15 protein-coding genes are annotated in these 19,787 nt (G+C 56.1%); 6 read left to right on the top strand and 9 right to left on the bottom strand.

What is annotated here, in order from left to right; translation table 11 throughout:
• Window positions 1-6: 6 nt before the first annotated feature.
• Complete coding sequence (dgt, locus tag RTX30_RS04890) at window positions 7-1,521, bottom strand: dGTPase (RefSeq protein ID WP_312687386.1); 1,515 nt, start codon at window positions 1,519-1,521, stop codon at window positions 7-9.
• A gap of 106 nt (window positions 1,522-1,627) precedes the next feature.
• On the opposite strand from dgt, the gene mtnN reads away from it, so the two are divergent.
• From mtnN to RTX30_RS04875, 3 genes are read left to right on the top strand one after another with little or no spacing between them, the layout of a single operon-like run.
• Complete coding sequence (gene mtnN / locus RTX30_RS04885) at window positions 1,628-2,326, top strand: 5'-methylthioadenosine/S-adenosylhomocysteine nucleosidase (RefSeq protein ID WP_312687383.1); 699 nt, start codon at window positions 1,628-1,630, stop codon at window positions 2,324-2,326.
• Window positions 2,319-3,119, top strand: coding sequence for a vitamin B12 ABC transporter substrate-binding protein BtuF (gene btuF, locus RTX30_RS04880; protein WP_312687381.1), 801 nt, complete (start codon window positions 2,319-2,321; stop codon window positions 3,117-3,119). The genes mtnN and btuF overlap by 8 nt, the downstream gene beginning before the upstream one ends.
• A gap of 14 nt (window positions 3,120-3,133) precedes the next feature.
• Window positions 3,134-3,757 (top strand): TRIC cation channel family protein, encoded by a 624-nt coding sequence (locus RTX30_RS04875; protein ID WP_312687378.1) that lies wholly within the window; start codon window positions 3,134-3,136, stop codon window positions 3,755-3,757.
• A gap of 68 nt (window positions 3,758-3,825) precedes the next feature.
• On the opposite strand, the gene erpA is transcribed toward RTX30_RS04875, so the two are convergent.
• Together erpA and clcA are read right to left on the bottom strand one after the other, a co-directional pair.
• Window positions 3,826-4,170, bottom strand: coding sequence for an iron-sulfur cluster insertion protein ErpA (erpA, locus tag RTX30_RS04870; RefSeq protein WP_023480429.1), 345 nt, complete (start codon window positions 4,168-4,170; stop codon window positions 3,826-3,828).
• A gap of 81 nt (window positions 4,171-4,251) precedes the next feature.
• Complete coding sequence (gene clcA, locus RTX30_RS04865) at window positions 4,252-5,661, bottom strand: H(+)/Cl(-) exchange transporter ClcA (protein WP_312687376.1); 1,410 nt, start codon at window positions 5,659-5,661, stop codon at window positions 4,252-4,254.
• 171 nt (window positions 5,662-5,832) lie between these two features.
• Here clcA and hemL point away from each other — a divergent pair, with 171 nt between their 5' ends.
• On the top strand, window positions 5,833-7,113 hold the full coding sequence (gene hemL, locus RTX30_RS04860; RefSeq protein ID WP_312687374.1) for a glutamate-1-semialdehyde 2,1-aminomutase: 1,281 nt from the start codon (window positions 5,833-5,835) through the stop codon (window positions 7,111-7,113).
• A gap of 37 nt (window positions 7,114-7,150) precedes the next feature.
• Here the strand turns inward: hemL and fhuB are convergent, their stop codons facing one another.
• The 6 genes from fhuB to hrpB form a co-directional block, all read right to left on the bottom strand.
• Window positions 7,151-9,133, bottom strand: coding sequence for a Fe(3+)-hydroxamate ABC transporter permease FhuB (gene fhuB, locus RTX30_RS04855; protein WP_312687372.1), 1,983 nt, complete (start codon window positions 9,131-9,133; stop codon window positions 7,151-7,153).
• Window positions 9,130-10,020: a Fe(3+)-hydroxamate ABC transporter substrate-binding protein FhuD gene (fhuD, locus tag RTX30_RS04850; RefSeq protein WP_312687371.1), complete on the bottom strand. Its 891-nt coding sequence runs from the start codon at window positions 10,018-10,020 to the stop codon at window positions 9,130-9,132. Before fhuD ends, fhuB begins: the two co-directional genes overlap by 4 nt.
• Entirely contained in the window at window positions 10,020-10,817 is a 798-nt protein-coding gene (gene fhuC, locus RTX30_RS04845; RefSeq protein WP_312687369.1) for a Fe3+-hydroxamate ABC transporter ATP-binding protein FhuC, read from the bottom strand. The genes fhuD and fhuC overlap by 1 nt, the downstream gene beginning before the upstream one ends.
• A 47-nt stretch (window positions 10,818-10,864) precedes the next feature.
• Window positions 10,865-13,108: a ferrichrome porin FhuA gene (fhuA, locus tag RTX30_RS04840; RefSeq protein ID WP_312687368.1), complete on the bottom strand. Its 2,244-nt coding sequence runs from the start codon at window positions 13,106-13,108 to the stop codon at window positions 10,865-10,867.
• A 245-nt stretch (window positions 13,109-13,353) separates the two neighbouring features.
• Complete coding sequence (mrcB, locus tag RTX30_RS04835) at window positions 13,354-15,879, bottom strand: bifunctional glycosyl transferase/transpeptidase (RefSeq protein WP_312687365.1); 2,526 nt, start codon at window positions 15,877-15,879, stop codon at window positions 13,354-13,356.
• A 116-nt stretch (window positions 15,880-15,995) separates the two neighbouring features.
• Window positions 15,996-18,425 carry an ATP-dependent helicase HrpB gene (gene hrpB / locus RTX30_RS04830; protein WP_312687363.1) on the bottom strand — a complete coding sequence of 810 codons (2,430 nt, stop codon included), beginning with the start codon at window positions 18,423-18,425 and terminating at the stop codon, window positions 15,996-15,998.
• A 72-nt stretch (window positions 18,426-18,497) separates the two neighbouring features.
• On the opposite strand from hrpB, the gene thpR reads away from it, so the two are divergent.
• Together thpR and sfsA are read left to right on the top strand one after the other, a co-directional pair.
• Complete coding sequence (gene thpR / locus RTX30_RS04825; protein WP_312687361.1) at window positions 18,498-19,028, top strand: RNA 2',3'-cyclic phosphodiesterase; 531 nt, start codon at window positions 18,498-18,500, stop codon at window positions 19,026-19,028.
• A 15-nt stretch (window positions 19,029-19,043) separates the two neighbouring features.
• Entirely contained in the window at window positions 19,044-19,748 is a 705-nt protein-coding gene (gene sfsA, locus RTX30_RS04820; RefSeq protein ID WP_312687359.1) for a DNA/RNA nuclease SfsA, read from the top strand.
• Window positions 19,749-19,787 lie beyond the last annotated feature (39 nt).

The following is a 19,787-nucleotide window of genomic DNA, read 5'->3' as shown; positions in this document are numbered from 1 at the left end:
CGGGGTTTATTCCACCGCCATCAAACGACGATATTCATCCCATGAATAAAGATCTGTCATGCCGCTGATATAATCCTGAATTAATCGACAACGGTGATAATACTCCAGCACCGGATACTCCGCCGACGCCGGGGATAATTTACTGACCGCCTCAACATAGGCTAACCGGTGGCGTGTAGACAGTTTATGAAACAGGCGCGAAGCAATAGGAAAACGCCGCAACCCCTCTTTTTCCACCAGCTCAGTAAAATCCGCCAGAGATAATTGCAACAATGGGCGGTAAATATCCAGCAACCCGCTAATGACGCGATAGCCTTGTAATTCCAGCTGCTCGACATCAGGGTGGCTGAATACCTGCTTTATGGCGACATTTTTATACAATTCAAGTAGCTGGCTAAACCCACTGTCATCTTCAAGTAACGCATGGTTGAATTCACCGCTGAAGATTTGTGGCAAGTTCTCAATAAAACGTTGGGCTGCGTAAGGCACCAGCTTATTAAGGGTATTTACCCGTAAATACATAAAGAATTGATCTTCTGCGCTGCGGCTCATGGAATTAACGCGCGATTTTTCCCAGGCATTCTCAACGACCTGAGCAAATAACGAGCCTTTTTCATGTGTTCCCCACGCCTCATACAGATGCTGATAAAGCTGCTCTGCGGTGAAAATACGCTTCTCTACGGCGTCTTCCAGATCGGCCACGCAATAGGAAATATCATCAGCGGCTTCCATTATCCACGTTAAAGGGAAGCGACTGTAAGTATCGAGGTTTAATTCTTTACGCAGGCGCTCGACATACGCCTCTTCAGAAAAATAGTAGCCTGGCTTTTTCATTAAATAGCTGTGCGAGGCAGGCGGATCGCCCACCCACCAGGCCGGTCGCGTATATTTTAAAATACAGCCTACCTGCGCCCAGGTCAGATTCATTCGCATTAACGTATGCACCAGGCGAATACCTTGTGCATTGCCCTCAAAATGGCTTAGGTCTTGACGCACTTTACTGCGCAGTGCATTAAGCTGCTCTTCACCCTCGCGCAAACGAAGAACGGCCACTTCGCAGCGATCGTCCGGCAAAGGCTGGCTAACCGCATCGTCGGGAGCCAGGCGCTGGCGGAACCAGTCATTGATCGCCGCCTCACCAAAATGCCCAAACGGCGGGTTGCCAATATCGTGCATCAGGCAGGCCATTTCGACGATGCTTTCAAACGGCCCGGTCAGTTCGTCCAGCCCGTACGTTTCCAGCAGCTTTAGCTCTTTTAGTCGGCTGAGGATCTCTTTGGCAATATAGCGCCCCACCTGCTGTACTTCGAGTGAATGCGTTAAACGCGTGCGCACTGCGGCATTGCGCTCCAGTGGAAACACCTGTGTTTTCTGTTGCAAACGTCGGATAGCAGGAGAGTTAACGATACGCCCACGATCGCTTTCAAAAATGCGCAGAATTTCACGTTCACTCTTCATTCCCTGTGGCGAACGGTAACGTCGGTGCCAGTTTATTTTATTGCGAAAGTCGATCTCTGCCATTTTCTCTCCTGTGCAAAGCGTCACGGGATATCATGCAATTGTGTATGCCATGATAGACTATGCCCTGAAAACGTAATTCTGTCTTATCACATTAGCGAGTATCTCCATGAAAATTGGCATTATTGGTGCAATGGAAGAAGAAGTTACGCTGCTGCGTGACAAAATCGAAAACCGCCAGACCCTGAATATTGGCGGAAGCGAAATCTACACCGGTACGCTGAATGGCACTGAAGTCGCACTGCTGAAGTCTGGCATCGGCAAAGTGGCTGCGGCAATGGGCGCGACCTTGCTGCTGGAGCGCTGCAAGCCGGATGTGATTATCAATACCGGTTCCGCAGGCGGTCTGGCATCGACGCTCAAGGTAGGCGATATCGTGGTGTCCGACGAGGCGCGCTACCACGATGCCGACGTCACCGCGTTTGGCTATGAGTATGGCCAGTTACCGGGTTGCCCGGCGGGTTTCAAAGCCGATGACAAACTGGTTGCTGCTGCAGAAGCCTGTATCGGTCAACTGAACCTGCACGCCGTACGCGGCCTGATCGTCAGCGGCGATGCTTTTATCAATGGGTCGGTCGGGCTGGCGAAGATCCGTCACAACTTCCCGCAAGCCGTTGCGGTAGAGATGGAAGCCACTGCCATCGCCCATGTTTGCCATAACTTCGGCGTGCCGTTTGTTGTGGTTCGCGCGATTTCTGACGTGGCGGATCAGCAGTCTCACCTGAGCTTTGATGAGTTCCTGGTGGTTGCCGCCAAACAGTCCAGCCTGATGGTTGAAACGCTGGTGCAGAATCTGGCACGTGGCTAATCGTCTTTATGGGGCGCTTGCCGCCCTGCTTTTGCTGCTCCCGGCGTGGCTCTCCGCCGCGCCACGTGTTATTTCTCTCTCCCCGGCCAATACAGAACTGTTGTTCGCTGCAGGCATTACGCCTGTCGCCGTCAGTAGCCATTCCGATTACCCGCCTGAAGCAGCACATATTGAGCAAGTTGCGAGCTGGCAGGGGATCAATCTCGAACGGATCATCGCCCTGAAACCGGATTTGGTCCTGGCATGGCGTGGGGGCAATACCGAACGTCAGGTTAATCAACTGAAGCAGTTTGGGATCACCGTACTGTGGGTGGATGCCATCACCATTGAACAAGTGGCGGAAACTCTGCGTAAGCTTGCCCCTTATAGCGTGCACCCCGATCAGGCGCAACAGGCCGCGAACCAGCTGCTGGCGCAGTACAACGAACTGAAAGCCCGCTACCAAAACCAACCGAAAAAACGCGTGTTTCTGCAATTTGGCGCGCATCCGTTGTTTACCACCGGCCAGGGTTCTATTCAGAACCAGGTGCTGGAACTGTGCGGCGGGGAAAATATCTTTGCTGCAAGCCGCGTTCCCTGGCCGCAGGTCAGTCGTGAACAGGTACTGGCCCGGCAGCCGCAGGCCATTGTCGTGGCTGGCGACGCAGGCGAAATGCCCAAAATCGAACAGTTCTGGCACAGCCAACTTGATGCGCCGATTATTTCTCTTCACAGCGACTGGTTTGAACGCGCAAGCCCGCGTATTATCCTCGCCGCTCAACAACTCTGTACTGCCCTTGCGCAGGTGAAATAACCGGGGAATCAACCATGCTCGTCTACTGGCTGGATATTATCGGTACTGCCGTGTTTGCCATCTCCGGTGTGCTGCTGGCGGGTAAATTACGCATGGATCCCTTTGGCGTGCTGGTTCTGGGCGTGGTCACCGCCGTCGGGGGCGGCACGATCCGCGATATGGCGCTGGCGCATGGGCCGGTGTTCTGGGTCAAAGATCCTACCGATCTGGTGGTAGCAATGGCGACCTGCATGTTAACCATTGTGCTGGTACGCCAGCCGCGCCGCCTGCCAAAATGGGTGCTGCCGGTGCTGGATGCCGTTGGTCTGGCAGTGTTTGTCGGCATTGGCGTAAATAAAGCCTTTATGGCCGGGACCGGGCCGCTGGTCGCGATCTGTATGGGCGTAGTAACCGGGGTTGGCGGCGGCATTATCCGCGATGTGTTGGCGCGGGAAGTGCCGATGATCCTGCGTACCGAAATCTACGCTACCGCCTGTATTGCTGGCGGTATTGTCCATGCGACAGCCTATTACGTCTTTAGCGTACCGCTGGAAAACGCGAGCATGTTGGGCATGGTGGTGACGCTGGTGATCCGCCTGGCGGCGATTCGCTGGCATCTGAAGTTGCCAACCTTTGCGCTGGATGAGCCCGGGCGTTAAGAGAAGGGAGCGATTCGGCTTACAAAAGCAGCCCGGTAAGCAAAGCGCCACCGGGCATCAGATGGGGATCAGATACTGAATGAAGATCCACACCCGCAGGTGCTGGTCGCGTTCGGGTTGGTAACCACGAAGCGGGAACCTTCCAGGCCTTCGGTGTAATCCACCGAACCACCCACCAGATATTGCAGGCTCATCGGGTCAACCACCAGGCCAACGCCCTGCTTTTCAATGGTCATATCGCCATCGTTGATTTGGTCGTCAAAGGTAAAACCATACTGGAAGCCGCTGCAACCACCACCGGTGATGTAGACACGCAATTTCAGATTGGGGTTCTCTTCATCGGCGATCAGGCTTTTTACTTTGTTGGCTGCTGCGTCGGTAAACTGCAGCGGCAGCGCTACGTCATCACTCATGTCTTGCTCCCATTGCTACTGCGATCTGGGCAAATAGTAACCCGATCTTTTCGGCTATTATCCAATACGCTATTAAATCGTTCAAGTATTCTCCCGCCGCGGCTCCGCAATACTGTTCGCTTCCTGCCTGGCAAGTGTACGTGCCAGGATCGCCGAATAGAGCGGTTTGCCGCCGAGAAACTGTGCTAACAGTGTCGCACCAAGGCAGGTAATGATCATTGGCAGAATAAGCTGATAATTGTCTGTCATTTCCAAAACCAGCACGATCCCTGTTAACGGTGCGCGTAATGAAGCGGCCAGTAACGCGCCCATGCCGGCAATTGCAAACGTTGCAGCATCCATCTGATAATGTGGGAAAATACTCACGCAAATGCTGCCGAAAGCCATTCCCAGCACGGTTCCTAATGCCAGCATAGGTGCAAAGATCCCGCCCGGCGCGCCGGAACTGAAACAGAGCAACGTGGTGCCAACACGCACGAGGAAAATCGCCACCAGCACACCTGCAGTATAGTTCCCCGCCGCCGCTATAGGGATCAGTGCAAAACCTCCACCAGAGAGCGATGGCGCTATCAGGCCGAGTACCCCACAAGCACCACCAATTAACCCACCAATCAGCACCCATTTTCCCGTGTGGCCGCCGTGAAGGCGCTGAAACAGATCCTGCACGCGTAACACCAGTGCATTGAACACCGGCCCGACGCAGCCAAACACCATTCCCAGCACCAGGTAAAGCCAAAGTGTGTAAACAGGCGCATTACTGAGTTTGCCCACATCTATTACCGCCGCTTCGCCATTGAACAGCCGGAACACGATGCTCGACATGATCACCCCGGTAAACACCGCCTTAATGGAGATCAGGCTGTAATGAAACTGCGAACGCATCTCTTCAATAATAAAAAGGATCCCGGCCAGCGGTGCGTTAAAGGCAGCAGACAACCCTGCAGCAGCACCAGTGGCCAGCAGTGTATGCCGCGCCTCTGCACTGCGCATGCGGAACAGATCAGCCACCATGCGGCCAATATTACCGCCAATCTGTACTGTCGGACCTTCGCGACCCAGCACCATCCCTGCACCCAGCGTCCCCATCCCACCTAAAAATTTGACCGGCAAAACACGCCACCAGCGCACCGGACGCAACTCTTCCAGTGCACCTTCAATTTCAGGAATACCTGAACCGCCCGCCTCAGGGGCGAAGCGCCGAACGAGAAAATAGCCGAGCATCGCCAGCAGTGCGGAACCAACAAACGCCAGCAGCCACAACAACCCGCCATGATCCGCCATTTTCCCCAGTGCACCGAGACGCGCATTCACAACGGCATTCACCGCTTTTTCAAACGCCACACCAACCAATCCGGTCAGCGTCCCGGCTATTGCGGCCATCATTAAAATCGCCAGCGGGGTTTTATCGCGTTGCAGCAATTGGCGCAAAATATCTCTGCGCCGACGCCGCTCAACTTGTTGTTGTTCGAAGGAGGAGATTTCTGGAGTCATGAGCCTGAGAATGTCATACAAATATAAACGCCATTGTAGCGGGCCAGAACAGCCGCGTCGCGCCAGAAATGCCTGCAAAATGTGTCGTTTCCGGGGGCAAAACTTTCATAACTTTCCTGTAATCACATAGAATGGCGGGCATTGATTTTTCCACCAACCAGGAATGAAAGCATGAGTAAGTCTGAAAAACTCTATAACGCAGCGCGTGAACTGATCCCCGGCGGCGTAAACTCGCCGGTGCGCGCCTTTACAGGCGTGGGCGGTACACCGCTGTTTATTGAGCGTGCTGACGGTGCTTATTTGTACGATGCCGACGGCAAAGCCTATATCGATTACGTCGGCTCCTGGGGGCCAATGGTGCTGGGACACAACCACCCGGCTATTCGCAACGCGGTCATCGAAGCCGCCAGCCGGGGTCTGAGTTTCGGTGCGCCCACCGAGATGGAAGTCAAAATGGCGGAGCTGGTCACCGAACTGGTACCGACCATGGATATGGTACGCATGGTGAACTCCGGCACCGAAGCCACCATGAGCGCCATCCGCCTTGCGCGTGGTTTTACCGGCCGCGACAAAATCATTAAATTTGAGGGGTGTTACCACGGCCATGCCGACTGCCTGCTGGTGAAAGCGGGTTCCGGCGCGCTGACGCTGGGCCAGCCGAACTCACCGGGCGTTCCGGCTGACTTTGCGAGACATACCCTGACATGTACTTATAACGATCTCGACTCCGTCCGTGCGGCGTTCGAACAATATCCACGGGATATCGCCTGTATCATCGTTGAGCCGGTGGCGGGCAATATGAACTGTATCCCGCCGCAGCCAGAATTCCTGCCAGGCCTGCGCGCACTGTGCGATGAGTTTGGTGCCCTGCTGATTATCGATGAAGTCATGACCGGTTTCCGCGTTGCGCTGGCCGGGGCGCAGGACTATTACGGCGTGGTGCCGGATCTGACCTGTCTGGGCAAAATTATCGGTGGCGGCATGCCGGTCGGCGCATTTGGCGGCCGCCGGGATGTGATGGAAGCCCTGGCCCCCACCGGGCCGGTTTACCAGGCGGGGACACTTTCCGGAAACCCGATTGCCATGGCGGCAGGCTACGCCTGCTTAACCGAAGTGGCGCAGCCTGGCATTCACGCTACCCTGACCGAACTGACCAGCCAGCTGGCAAACGGTCTGCTGGAAGCGGCGCAGCAGGCAGGCATTCCACTGGTGGTGAACCATGTCGGTGGAATGTTTGGTCTGTTCTTTACTGATGCGCAGAGCGTCACCTGCTATCAGGATGTGGTGAAATGCGATGTGGAGCGTTTCAAACGCTTCTTCCACCTGATGCTGGAAGAAGGCGTCTACTTTGCGCCGTCGGCCTTTGAAGCGGGCTTTATGTCCGTGGCGCACAGCGAAGAAGATATTGATAATACGATTGATGCCGCGCGCCGCGTATTTGCGAAGCTGTAAGCAGCCCTTCCCTCTCCCCAGTGGGGAGAGGGAAAACTCAGCGGCTTTGCTTTCTTAGCAGATAGATAAAATAGGGCGCGCCAATAAACGTCGACAACAGACCCGCCGGGATCTGATACGGAAACAGCACCATACGCCCGCACCAGTCCGCAAACACCAGCAGCAACCCACCCACCAGTGCAGACATCACCATATGCGGCAACGTCCTACGAAAGCCCATCATGCGCGCAATATGCGGGGCCATCAAACCTACAAAACTGAGCGGGCCAATGGTCATTGTCGCTGTTGCGGTAAGCCCTGCCGCCAGCAGCAGTAGCGCAACACGCGACGGTGTTAACGCCATGCCCACCGATCGCGCGGTATCGCTCCCCAGCGGTAAGATCATCAACCAGCGGCGGCACAATGGCGTGAGTGCCAGCAGGATGACCATCATCAGGCTGGTGCGCCAGACCTGGTCTGTAGAAGCGTTATAGGTCGAACCGGAGATCCATGTCAGCACGCCCGCCATGCGCGGATCGCCGCTTGCCTGTAACATCATCAGCAACATGGTAAACGCGGTGCTTAAGGCCATTCCGGCCAGCAGCATACGGTGCGGAGAAAACCCACCGCGCCCGGCAGCCAGCATAATGATCAGCAGCGTACCTGCCGCGCCGAGGCTTCCGGCGGGCATCAGCCAGCCAAACGCATTCCCCGGCACAAAGAACAACATCAGCACCACGCCAAATGCCGCCCCGGAACTGATCCCCAGCACTTCCGGGCTGGCCATCGGATTGCCGGTCAGCCGCTGAATAATACAGCCCGCCACTGCCAGCATTACCCCGGCGGTTAACGCGGCGATAATGCGCGGCCAGCGCCACTCCAGTAATTGATCGAGCAGCATACCGCTGGCCCAGTGCCAGCCTTGTACATCCCGCCCGAAAGCCAGCGCTACCCACATCGCCAGCAGCAACACCACGACGCCAGCCAGGGCAAACCCCTGCACATGCTGGCGCTCGGGCGGAATATTATCGCCAGCGTTCATGGCTGGCGCGCTCATGCTACGCAAACGCGGCAGCAGCCATAACAACAGCGGCGCACCGATCAACGCGGTGATCGAGCCTGTGGAGACTTCCCGCCAGACGCGGGTCAACATCCAGATAACCTGATCGGAGAGCCACAGGATCAATGCGCCAATGAGCGGGGCCAGCATCAGGCGCGCCAGCAGTCTGCGTGCGCCGAGCATTTTCGCCAGTAAGGGGGCAAACAGGCCGATAAAACCAATGATCCCGACGGCGTTAACCAGCAACGCACTGAGGGCAATCGCCAGCGTCAGCGCCGCCAGGCGAGCCAGCGATAATGCCAGCCCAAGATTACGGGCCACGCCGTCGTCAAGGCCCATTAAGGTGAGCGGGCGCAACAACAGCAGCGTCAGCAACCCACCTCCCAGCAGTTGCGGCCACAGGCGCTGGACAACACTCCAGTCAGTCTGGGTCAGCGTACCGGTGCTCCACAAGAACATGCTTTGCAATTGATCGTGATGGAACAGCGCCAGAAGTTGGTTAATGGCCCCACAGTAAAGGCTGACCACCAGCCCGGCGAGGATCAGCGTGACCGGTGATAAGCGTTTACCCCAGGCGACACCAAACACCAGCGCCCCGACCAGACTCGCTCCCGCCAGCGCGGCGAACTGCGAGGCCAGCACACCCGGGATCGCCCATAACGTTGTGATGGTAATACCAAGCTGCGCACCGGTTGCCACGCCAAGCGTGGTCGGCTCCGCCAGCGGGTTTCGTAACACCTGCTGGAACAGCACGCCAACCAGCCCAAGCCCCGCGCCGACCAGCAACGAAATGACTAACCGGGGCAGCAAACTATAGTGGAACAGCATCTGATTGATCTGATCCTGGTCCGGCGCGCGCAGCGCCTCTCCCCACTGCGCACGGGGCAGTGCAATAGTCAAATTGGACCAGCTAAGCCAGGCGGCGGCAACAAACAACACGGCCAACAGCAGCGCCGGAAAAGGAGAAATACGTCGACTCATGCTTTTGCTCCCAGCGCATTGTCCAGTACGCGCGTGAAATGCATGGCCGACAACGTAGCACCGTAGAACCAGACCGCCGGTACACGCTGGAAGCGCCCGGCGCGGACAAACGGCATCGACTGCCATAGCGGCGTCGTCATCAGTTTTTGCATTGCCAGATCGTTGCCGTGATCAAAGCACAGCACATCGACATCTTTGTACTCTGCCAGTCTGTCGATACCGACCGCCACACTTCCCCAGAAGGTGGTTTCTCCGTGCCATGCATTGCGGATGCCCATACTGTCGAGAACTTCCTGGAAGAGGCAATTTGGCCCGAACGCCAGCACATGGCGCGCATCCAGCAGCGTGATCATTAATAGCGGACGATCGCCACGGCGGGCGAAGCGCGGTTTTGTCCTGGCGATCAGCGCATCAAATTCATCAAGGTGCTTTTTGGCAGCCGCTTCGCGGTTCAGTAACTGTGCCATCTCATTCAGCGAGTGACGCGCCATGGTCAGCGGTTTTTTGCCATCACTGAAAGTAAAACCGCGCCCCGGCGCAATTCTTGCCAGTTTGGTTTCAGCAGGGCCATAACCCGCCGACCAGACCAGATACGAAGGTTTCATTTGCGTGAGTAATTCGAGATTCGGCTCGGTGCGCAGCCCCACATCGATAACCGACGCAGGGAGAGCGGGCTCGTTTACCCAGACGTTATAGCTCCCGATGTCCGCCACGCCATAAGGCGCAATGCCCAGCGCCAGTAAGAGCTCCACCGGGAGCCACTCGAGCGCAACAATGCGCTGTGGATCGACCGACGCCGCCTTCGCGTTATGCATCTGCCATAACAAGGGGGAAAGCGCCATCGCGGTCAGCAAACGGCGACGGCTAATCTGATGTAATTCAACCATTAGTAGACAAAACTCACGGGTGCCGCGCCGGACGGATGTGGAAGGATCCCCATCGGGATGCCGTAAATGTGTTCGAGGGTATCGGCTCGCATGAGTACATCCGGCGTGCCTTCGGCGATCATCTCCCCACCGCGGAGCGCCACCAGATAGTCGCAGTATCGCGCGGCCATATTAATATCGTGCAGAACGGCAATCACCGTCAGCCCGCGCTGCTGGCTGAGGCGATGCACCAGCGCCAGTACATCCACCTGGTGGGCAATATCAAGCGCAGAGGTGGGTTCATCTAACAACAGGCAACGGCTGTCTTGCGCCACCAGCATGGCAATCCACGCCCGCTGGCGTTCGCCACCTGAAAGGCTGTCCACCAGGCGGTGAGCCAGCGGTTTTAATCCAACCAGTGCAATGGCTTCTTCCACTTTTTCACGGTCAGCGATGCCAAATCGTCCCAACGCGCCGTGCCACGGATAACGCCCTATCGCCACCAGTTCACGTACGGTCATCCCCTCCGCCTGCGGCAATTGCTGCGGCAGATAGGCCACTTTGCGGGCAAAGGCTTTGCTGTTCCAGTTTTCCAGCGGCTGGCCATCCAGCAGGATAGTGCCGTCAGAGGGCGGCTGATGGCGGCCGAGCATTTTCAGCAGGGTAGATTTACCCGATCCGTTGTGACCAATCAGGCCCGTAACGTTGCCGACCGGAAAAGTCAGGGATAACGGATGCAGCAACGTGCGCCCAGGGACGCTAAAGGTGACATCAGTCAGTTGAAAAGTGGTATCGGGAAGCGTTTTGTTATCCTGCATGGTAGCCAACTTGTCAGAGGGCACGGCGAACCGTGCCCGAAGAGAGATTAGAAGCGGAAGGTTGCGGTCGCCACCACCTGACGCTCAGCGCCCCAGAAACAGCCATAGGTGTTGAAGCAACTGGCCACGTATTCACGATCGAAGAGATTGTTTACATGCAGCGCGACGTTCGAGCCCGCCAGGCCGACACGCGCCAGATCGTAACGAACCAGGGCGTCTACAACTGTGTAGCTGCCCACCCTGAAGGAGTTTGCCGGGTCGCCATAGCTGGAGCCAGTAAAGCGTGCCCCCGTACCTAACGTCAGGCCAGACAATGCGCCATCGTAGAAGGTGTAATCACCCCACAGCGATGCCATATGCTTAGGCACCTGGGCTGGCGTGTTACCTTTATAGCTGGTATCGGTGGTGTATTCCGCTTGCGTATAGGTATAAGAGCTCACCACATTAACGTTCGCCGACAACGCGGCTTTGGCTTCAATTTCTACACCGCGCGCGCGGATTTCGCCGCCTTCAACAGAGAAAAGCGAACCGGCCGGATCGGCCATCAGGTTATTGCTCTTGGTCAGTTGGTAAAGCGCACCTGTCAGCACAATCGGACGATCTTTCGGGCTATATTTCACGCCGGCTTCGTACTGCTTACCTTTAGACGGTGCGAAAATTGCTCCGCTCGCACCTGTGGTCGAAGCGGGTTCGAACGATTCGCTATAGCTGAAATATGGCGTTACGCCATTATCAAACAGATAGTTAACACCACCACGCCAGGTAAATTCGTTGTCATCACGTTTTGTTGCGGTATTTGTCGTGCGGTTGAACGCACTCTGTTCCGCCCAGTCGTAACGGCCCCCTAATGTCACCAGAACCTTGTCCCACTGTGCTTGATCCTGTACGTAAAGACCGGTCTGTTTCTGACGGTTAAGGATTTGGTAAGCGCCCGAGGTTTTGGCATCTTTAGAACCAAAATCGAAATTGCTGGCAACGGGATTATACAAATCCAGTAACGGTACTGAGTTGTCGTAGCCAAACCAGGCATTGATATCATTACGCATGCGCATAAAGTCGAGGCCAGTCAACACAGTGTGTTCAATACCGCCAGTTGCGAAGCTGCTCTGCAATTGCGTATCGACAGAGAAGTTTTGCAGTTTCTCGCTATCGACAACATATTTGCGCGCCAGATAATGCCCTTTGTCAGCAGCAGACAATGCATTGCAACTGGCATTACCGGAGTTTGCCGCATCACTGCAAACTCCGTAGCCATACACGCTGTTTTGGGCTGTTTTGTTTTCTGCATAACGTAAATTCTGGCGTACAGTAAAGGTGTCATTAAAGCTATGCTCGAAACTGTAACCCACCATTTTCTCATTACGAGAATAGGTATTGTTCTTCGCACCTTCGTTGAAATCGGTCGACAGACGCGAGCCATTCGGTAGCGGCTGAACCGTACCCTCTTTCGGCAACCAGCCGTAATAACCCGTATCCGGTTCGTTCTGGAAATAGGACAGGAACGTAAAGTTAGTCTTATCGTCCGGGCGCCAAGTAAAAGAGGGGGCGATGGTATAGCGCTGCTCTTTCTTGTCGACCTGCTGTGCGTTGGCAGAGCGCGCCAGACCGGTTAAACGGTAAGAGAAGAAACCGTCATCATCCAGCGCATCGCTGAAGTCGAATCCGGTCTGGAATAGGTTATCAGTACCTGCCTTAAACTGAATTTCATACAGGGGTGTCGTAGTTGGACGCTTGCTGACCATATTCAGCAAGCCGCCCGGGCTACTTTTTCCGTAGAGTACAGAAGTCGGGCCACGCAGGACTTCAGCACGTTCAAGCATATAAGGATCAATTACCGCGTCGTTATAGAAGTTGCCCTGCATCTTCAGGCCGTCGAGGTAGTTATTCTGGCTCTGCCCATCAGCGGCGAAACCACGGATGATCAGATAGTCATAAGTGTTCGATGCACCGCGTGTACCGACAGCGACCCCCGGTGTATAACTCAGGGCTTCTTTTACCGATTTCGGCTGATGCAGTGCGATCTCTTCGCTGGTCACTACAGAGATTGACTGCGGTGTTTTCTCCAGCGGCGTATCCGTTTTGGTTGCCGTTGCAGTATGTTTCGCCGCGATGGTGGCCGCCGGGCCCCATGCGCTTTCCTGTGGAGCCGCGCTGGTGACGGTAATGGTTTCTTCTTTTGGGGTTGTTGCTGCCTGTGCATAAACAGACATGCCGCTAACCGCTGTGGCTACTACTACTGCGATTTTACGCAGCGTAGTGTTAACTGGCTGAGCAGTATCAGGACGTGCCATTGGTTTATCTCTGAATCAATGAGTGAATGATAACGTAAACGAGAATTATTATTATGACCGCAGCATAATATGCGAAGCGCCGCCTGCATAGCAAGCAGTTAGCCGCCCGAACAGGCGCAAAGGGCGAAGGAGTAACCAGACAAAAAGCAGGGGGTTAATCGGGTATTACGCAGGGATTAATCACGCGTTATGGGGATGTTTTACTAACAAGAAAAACCCCGGCCAGACGGCCGGGGTTGATAAGGTTAATTGCTGCCGAACATCTCTTTGATCCAGCCCGCCACGCCATCGCTTTTCTGCTCCTGCTGCGGCGGTTGCTGAGGTTGTTGCTGCGGCTGCTGCGGCTGCGTGGACTGATCAAACGGATTCCCGGTCTGCGGCTGCATCTGGTTTTGCTGACAGAGCGTTTCCGGGTTGGTTGTCCATACCGGCAACTGGCGCATACCGCCACCGCCGCAAACAAAGTTACCCATATCGTCGACACCCATCGTGGTAATGTCTTCCGGCGGCGTTAAATCCAGCGGGATGGGTGACTGATTCTCCAGGTAACGCTGGTAAATAGCCATCGCGCCGCTCGCGCCATACAGCTTGGTCGGCTGGTTGTTGTCGCGTCCGACCCAGGTAATGGTCACTTCACGCCCGTCGATACCCGCAAACCAGGTGTCGACGTTATTGTTGGTGGTCCCGGTTTTCCCTGCCAGATGCAGACCCGGATATTTCGCACCAAGCTGGCGACCCGTACCACGCTGAATCACCTGCTGCATGGTCCACAACGTCAGGTAGGCTGCCTGCGCCGGTACTGCGCGCTCCGCCTGCGGGAAACTCTGGTACAGCACCGTGCCGTCTTCCGCGATGACCGAACGCAGCGCAGAGAGCGGCGCACGGTTACCGCCGCTGGCGATCGTCTGGAAAGCCTGTGCCACTTCAATCGGCGTCAGGTTCAGCGCGCCCAACAACATCGACGGCATTCCGGTCAACTGATCCTTCGGTGCCCCCAGTTTTTGCCAGGTATCCGTCACTGCCGGTAAGCCAATCGCCATCCCGAGGTTCACAGTCGGTACGTTCATCGAGCGGGTCAGCGCATCCACCAGCATCACCTGGCCACTGAAGCGACGATCGTCGTTCTGTGGCGCCCACACCTGGCCATTCGACAGACGCAGCGAAATCGGCGCATCTGCAATCCAGGTATTCAAACGATAAGTGTTCGGCTGACTCAGCGCCGTCAGGTAGGTTGCGGGTTTTGCCAGCGAGCCGATAGAACGACGCGCCTGCATGGCACGGTTATAACCGGCAAACTGCGGCGTCGCCCCGCCGACCATCGCCCGTACCTCACCGGTAAAGCGATCAACCACCACCATCGCGGTTTCCAGGTCGGTCAGCTTGCGCTGTTTGATCAACGCCGGGATCCCTTCAACCGCCGCTTTTTCGGCAGCATCCTGCGCAACGGAGTCAAAGGTGGTAAAGATCTTCACGCCGGAGAGATCTTTCACTTTATCGCCCAGTTTCGCCTGCAGTTCCTGGCGCACCATCTGCATAAAGGCTGGCTGTGGAGAGATCACCCCACCGCGTGGCTGCACACCCAATGGACGGGCGCTCAGCATGTCATACAGTTCCTGGTCGATAACGTTCTGTTGCTGTAACAGACGCAACACCAGGTTGCGGCGTTCCAGCGCCAGTTTCGGGTTGCGCCACGGGTTGTAAACCGATGCTCCTTTTACCATCCCCACCAGCAGTGCCTGCTGGTCGAGACTGAGTTCTTCCACCGGGCGACCAAAATAGTAGAGGCTCGCCAGCGGGAAACCGCGGATCTCATTATCGCCGCTCTGACCGAGATAGACCTCGTTCATATACAGCTCAAGAATGCGATCCTTGCTGTAACGGGCATCCATAATCAGCGCCATATAGGCTTCGTTGGCCTTACGCCAGTAAGAGCGCTCACTGCTAAGGAACAGGTTTTTCACCAACTGTTGCGTCAGGGTACTTGCCCCCTGCACTGTACGGCCTGCGGTCAGATTCGCCAGCACAGCACGACCAATGGAGTAAAAACTGATGCCATCGTGCTCGTAGAAATGGCGGTCTTCGGTGGCCAGCAGCGTATCGACCAGCAGATCCGGGAAGCCATTACGCGGTACAAACAGGCGCTGCTCGCCGTTGGGCGAGGAGAGCATGGTGATCAAACGCGGATCGAGGCGGAAGAAACCAAACTGGCGGTTGCTGTCCATGTTCTCGATGGTTTCCAGACGATCGCCATCAAACGTCAGGCGCGCACGCACCTGCCCTTCTTTACTGTCCGGGAAATCAAACGGACGGCGGATCATCTCAATGCTTTTCGCCTGCACCGTAAACTCGCCGGGACGCGTCATCTTCGTCACCTGGCGGTACTGCGTGGCTTCCAGCAGTTTCACCATCTCGTTTTTACCGATCGCCATATCCGGTTCGAGGTTAACCATCCGGCCATAGACTGCTGCAGGCAGCTGCCAGACTTTACCGTCAATACGGGCGCGGATTTTTTGATCAAGATAGACGCCATACATCGCGCACAGCACAGCCAGAACGATGAAAATTTTTACCAACAGCCAGAACCAGCCACGTTTACCGCGGGGCTTTCTGCCTTTGCCTCTCCCTTTTTTCGGCATGGGTTTCTCATTCTCATCATCGTCTTCATAATCGTCATACTCCTCTTCCCGGAGTCGACGACGACTGATTTTCTCTTTCGCCGGGCGCGCAGGTTTCCCCTTGCGTCCAATTGGCTCGCGGTCATTCCCCGCCATGCTTTACTCTCCGCAACTTTCAGGCGCAAGGGCCTGATTCTCAACTCTTCTGCACAATGGCAGAAGAAGAAATCTCTCAATTTTTACCCGCACCGGGTGACACTGGGTTGACCGGTTCAGGAATATTTTTTTGTCCGCCGCGTGGGCGCGGTGTTCGCCGGATCATCCGGCCAGACGTGTTTCGGGTAACGCCCTTTCATCTCTTTTTGCACTTCGCGCCAGGAGCCAGCCCAAAACGCGCCTAAATCACGCGTAATTTGCAGCGGCCTCTGCGCAGGCGACAACAACTCCAGCACCAGCGGCACGCGGCCCTGCGCGATAACAGGCGTAGTGGATTCACCAAACATTTCCTGAATGCGAACCGCCAGCGTCGGCGGGTTATCTTCGTGATAACGAATGGCTATCCGGCTTCCGGTCGGCACAGTGTAATGCGCAGGAAGCTCACTATCCAGCCGTTGACGTAATGACCAGGGCAACGCGTTTTGTAACGCCTGCGTAACATCCAACGCTTTCAGATCGCGCAACGAACGGATGCCGCCCATTTGCGGCAGTAACCACTGTTCGAGATTGTCCAGCAGCGAGGCCTCATCCATCGCAGGCCATGCCGTTTCCGGTAGCCATTTCGCCGCACAGTGTAACCGCAAACGCAGCTGTTCCGCTTCTGGCGTCCAGTCCAACACACGTAGCCCTTTGTCACGAATGCCATTGAGCATCGCCTGATGTAACTCGTCTTCTGACGGTTTTGCCAGCGGCTGCACTTTTACCGTTAGCTGGCCAATCTGGCTGCGGCGCCAGGCTTTTAACGTGCCTTGCGCCTCGTCCCACTCAACGGTGTCCGACTGCTGTAACAACTGCGGGCACTCATCGATCAGCGCATCAATCTCCAGCGGCAACGCCAGCAAAATACGTGCGTCCGGCGATTGACTTCCCTGCAATAACAGCGGGGCGATCAGCCACTCGTGGCGGCTTAGCGCATCATCGGCATCCAGCGTAGCCCCCATCCCGTTCGCGAGTTGATAACGCCCTTCCTGGCCCCGCCTGCGGGCAATACGATCGGCAAACGCACGCGCCAGAAGCCTGGCCAGCGCACGGTTGTCCGGCTCGCCGGTGGTGCTTTTCAAACGACGCGCAAGCTGGCGGGCGCGCTGCTGCCAGTTCGCTTGATGGCGGGAAAAAGCGAAACGTAAATCACTGTTTCCGGCGCGCGGCGGCTCTTCAAGAATGGCCACCAGCTTCGCTGCTGTCGCAATCTCATCATCACTCCGGGCGCAAGCCAGCATCGCTGCAAGACGGGGATCGGTGCCCAGCGCCGCCATTTTGCGGCCAAACGCCGTTAAACGTTCTGCCTCCTGCGCCTGTAACTGCCCCAGGAGTTTGCGCGCCGCTGCCATGTTGACTGCCGGGGGCTGATCCAGCCAGCGCAACTGGGCAGGATCCTGGCATCCCCACTGTAATAATTCCATCAACAGCCCGGATAAATCGCTATGCAGGATTTCGGGGCTGCTTTGCGCGGCGGCCCGTTCGGCTTGCTCTTTCCCCAGCAAGTGCAAGCAGATCCCGGGTTCAAGTCGGCCCGCACGACCCGCGCGCTGCGTCATTGACGCAACACTGATTCGCTGGGTAATAAGGCGGGTTAAACCGCTACGCGCATCAAAACGGGCTACCCGCTCAAGGGCGCTATCGACCACCAGACGGATCCCTTCGATAGTAAGGCTGGTTTCGGCAATATTGGTCGCCAGCACCACTTTTCTTTGCCCCGCCGGGGGCGGCAGTATCGCTTTACGCTGCTCATGTAACGGCAGCGCGCCATAGAGCGGGCAGAGCATAACATCGCTTCCCACCCGGGAAACCAATTGCTCCTGTACCCGCTGGATTTCACCCACGCCGGGCAGAAACAACAGCAACGAACCTGCTTCGTTGCGCAGTAATTCCGCCGCCATTTGTGCCACGGCTTCGTCAAAACGCAACTGTACGGGCAGCGCCTGGTAGCGCTGCTCAACCGGGTACGCTCGCCCCTGCGAAACGATCACTGGCGCGTCCGGCAACAGAGCCTGTAAGCGTTCGTTATCCAGTGTTGCGGACATCACCAGCAGTTTGAGATCGTCCCGCAGCCCTTGCTGCACATCCAGCAACAATGCCAGCGCAAGATCGGCCTGCAAGCTGCGCTCATGAAACTCATCCAGGATCACCAGTCCCACGCCAGCCAGTTCAGGATCCTGCTGGATCAGACGGGTGAGAATGCCTTCGGTCACCACTTCCAGACGGGTCTGTGGCCCAACACAGGTTTCGGCGCGCATACGGTAGCCGACGGTCTCGCCGGGCTTCTCGTTAAGCTGTTCCGCGAGACGCTGCGCCACGTTACGTGCTGCCAGCCGGCGAGGCTCCAGCAGAAGGATACGCCCTTCAATATTCCCCTGTTGCAGCAACTGCAGCGGTAGCCATGTGGATTTCCCGGCTCCGGTAGGCGCGCTCAGCAATACCTGGGGAGCGCTTTGCAGCGCAGAGAGAATGTCGGGCAAAACGGCGGCGACCGGCAATAAGGACACAAAAGCTCCAGAGGGTTAACATACGATGGCGCAGTAGTATACCATCGCCGCAAACCATTACCGAGTGACGCTATGTCTGAAGCCAAACGGCTGTTTTTTGCCATCGAACTGCCTGCCGATATCCAGTCGCAGATTGTAACCTGGCGCGCGCAGCACTTTTTGCCGGAGGCAGGCAGGCCGATCGCGGCCGCCAACCTGCACCTGACGCTGGCTTTTCTTGGCGAGATCAGCCGCGCAAAGCAGCAAGCGCTGGAAACGCTTGCCGCACGCATTCGCCAGCCGGGGTTTACGCTCACGCTGGACGATGCCGGGCAGTGGCTGCGCTCGCGTGTGGTATGGATCGGTACGCGCCAGACGCCGCGAGGTTTGCTGCAGCTGGCGGATATGTTGCGCGCGCAGGCCGCACGCAACGGTTGCTACCAAAGCCCACAGCCGTTTCACCCGCACATTACGCTACTGCGCGATGCCAGCCATGCCGTCTCCCTTCCTCCGCCGGGCTTTCGTTGGTCATTTCCGGTGAATGAATTTGTGCTGTATGAATCGCAATTTATTAACGGACGCACCCGCTACACGCCGCTTAATCGCTGGTCATTAAAAACATAACAATAAGGATTTCCGATGCTGTTTTTTCCACCGCTTAAATCCGCCACGCTGATTCAACGCTATAAACGATTCCTTGCCGATGTCATGACGCCACAAGGCGAAACGCTGACGCTTCACTGCCCAAATACTGGCGCAATGACCGGTTGCGCGACGCCCGGTGATACGGTGTGGTATTCCACTTCAGAAAATCCTAAACGCAAATATGCGCATACCTGGGAATTGACTCAAACCCAAAAAGGCGCATTTATTTGTGTCAATACGTTGCGAGCAAATACGCTGGCCAAAGAAGCAATACTCGGCGGAATAGTACCGGAACTGGCTGGCTACAGCGTGCTGAAAAGCGAAGTTAAATATGGTGCGGAACGTAGCAGAATTGATTTCCTGTTACAGGCGGATGATCGCCCCAACTGCTATATTGAAGTGAAATCGGTCACGCTCGCCGAGCAGCAAGCAGGTTATTTCCCGGATGCGGTCACGCTCCGTGGTCAGAAGCATCTGCGGGAATTAATGAGCGTGGCGGCAAACGGCGATCGCGCTGTAATCCTGTTTGCCGTCTTGCATTCATCCGTTGAACATTTTTCTCCAGCGCGCCATATTGATGAGGAATACGCACGTTTATTGAATGACGCACAACGTCAGGGGGTCGAAATTCTCGCTTATAAAGCGGAACTTTCTGCCGATAACATCACTCTGAGTTTGCCGGTGCCTTTCACCGTATAGAGGCAAGCGTTTGACTATTAAATGTTCTGGTCGCGTGCG

The organism is Kosakonia sp. (assembly GCF_032052965.1).
GTDB lineage: Bacteria > Pseudomonadota > Gammaproteobacteria > Enterobacterales > Enterobacteriaceae > Kosakonia.
Note: the sequence above shows the minus strand (reverse complement) of the source record. Positions and strands in the feature narration are given on the sequence as shown.

Excerpts from the sequence above, each read along its gene's own strand:
- RTX30_RS04875 (WP_312687378.1), top strand. The coding sequence starts at position 3,134 with ATGCTCGTCTACTGGCTGGATATTATCGGTACTGCCGTGTTTGCCATC.
- clcA (WP_312687376.1), bottom strand. The coding sequence starts at position 5,661 with ATGACTCCAGAAATCTCCTCCTTCGAACAACAACAAGTTGAGCGGCGT.
- fhuC (WP_312687369.1), bottom strand. The coding sequence starts at position 10,817 with ATGCAGGATAACAAAACGCTTCCCGATACCACTTTTCAACTGACTGAT.
- hemL (WP_312687374.1), top strand. The coding sequence starts at position 5,833 with ATGAGTAAGTCTGAAAAACTCTATAACGCAGCGCGTGAACTGATCCCC.
- mrcB (WP_312687365.1), bottom strand. The coding sequence starts at position 15,879 with ATGGCGGGGAATGACCGCGAGCCAATTGGACGCAAGGGGAAACCTGCG.
- fhuB (WP_312687372.1), bottom strand. The coding sequence starts at position 9,133 with ATGAGTCGACGTATTTCTCCTTTTCCGGCGCTGCTGTTGGCCGTGTTG.
- mtnN (WP_312687383.1), top strand. The coding sequence starts at position 1,628 with ATGAAAATTGGCATTATTGGTGCAATGGAAGAAGAAGTTACGCTGCTG.
- sfsA (WP_312687359.1), top strand. The coding sequence starts at position 19,044 with ATGCTGTTTTTTCCACCGCTTAAATCCGCCACGCTGATTCAACGCTAT.
- fhuD (WP_312687371.1), bottom strand. The coding sequence starts at position 10,020 with ATGGTTGAATTACATCAGATTAGCCGTCGCCGTTTGCTGACCGCGATG.
- fhuA (WP_312687368.1), bottom strand. The coding sequence starts at position 13,108 with ATGGCACGTCCTGATACTGCTCAGCCAGTTAACACTACGCTGCGTAAA.
- thpR (WP_312687361.1), top strand. The coding sequence starts at position 18,498 with ATGTCTGAAGCCAAACGGCTGTTTTTTGCCATCGAACTGCCTGCCGAT.
- dgt (WP_312687386.1), bottom strand. The coding sequence starts at position 1,521 with ATGGCAGAGATCGACTTTCGCAATAAAATAAACTGGCACCGACGTTAC.
- erpA (WP_023480429.1), bottom strand. The coding sequence starts at position 4,170 with ATGAGTGATGACGTAGCGCTGCCGCTGCAGTTTACCGACGCAGCAGCC.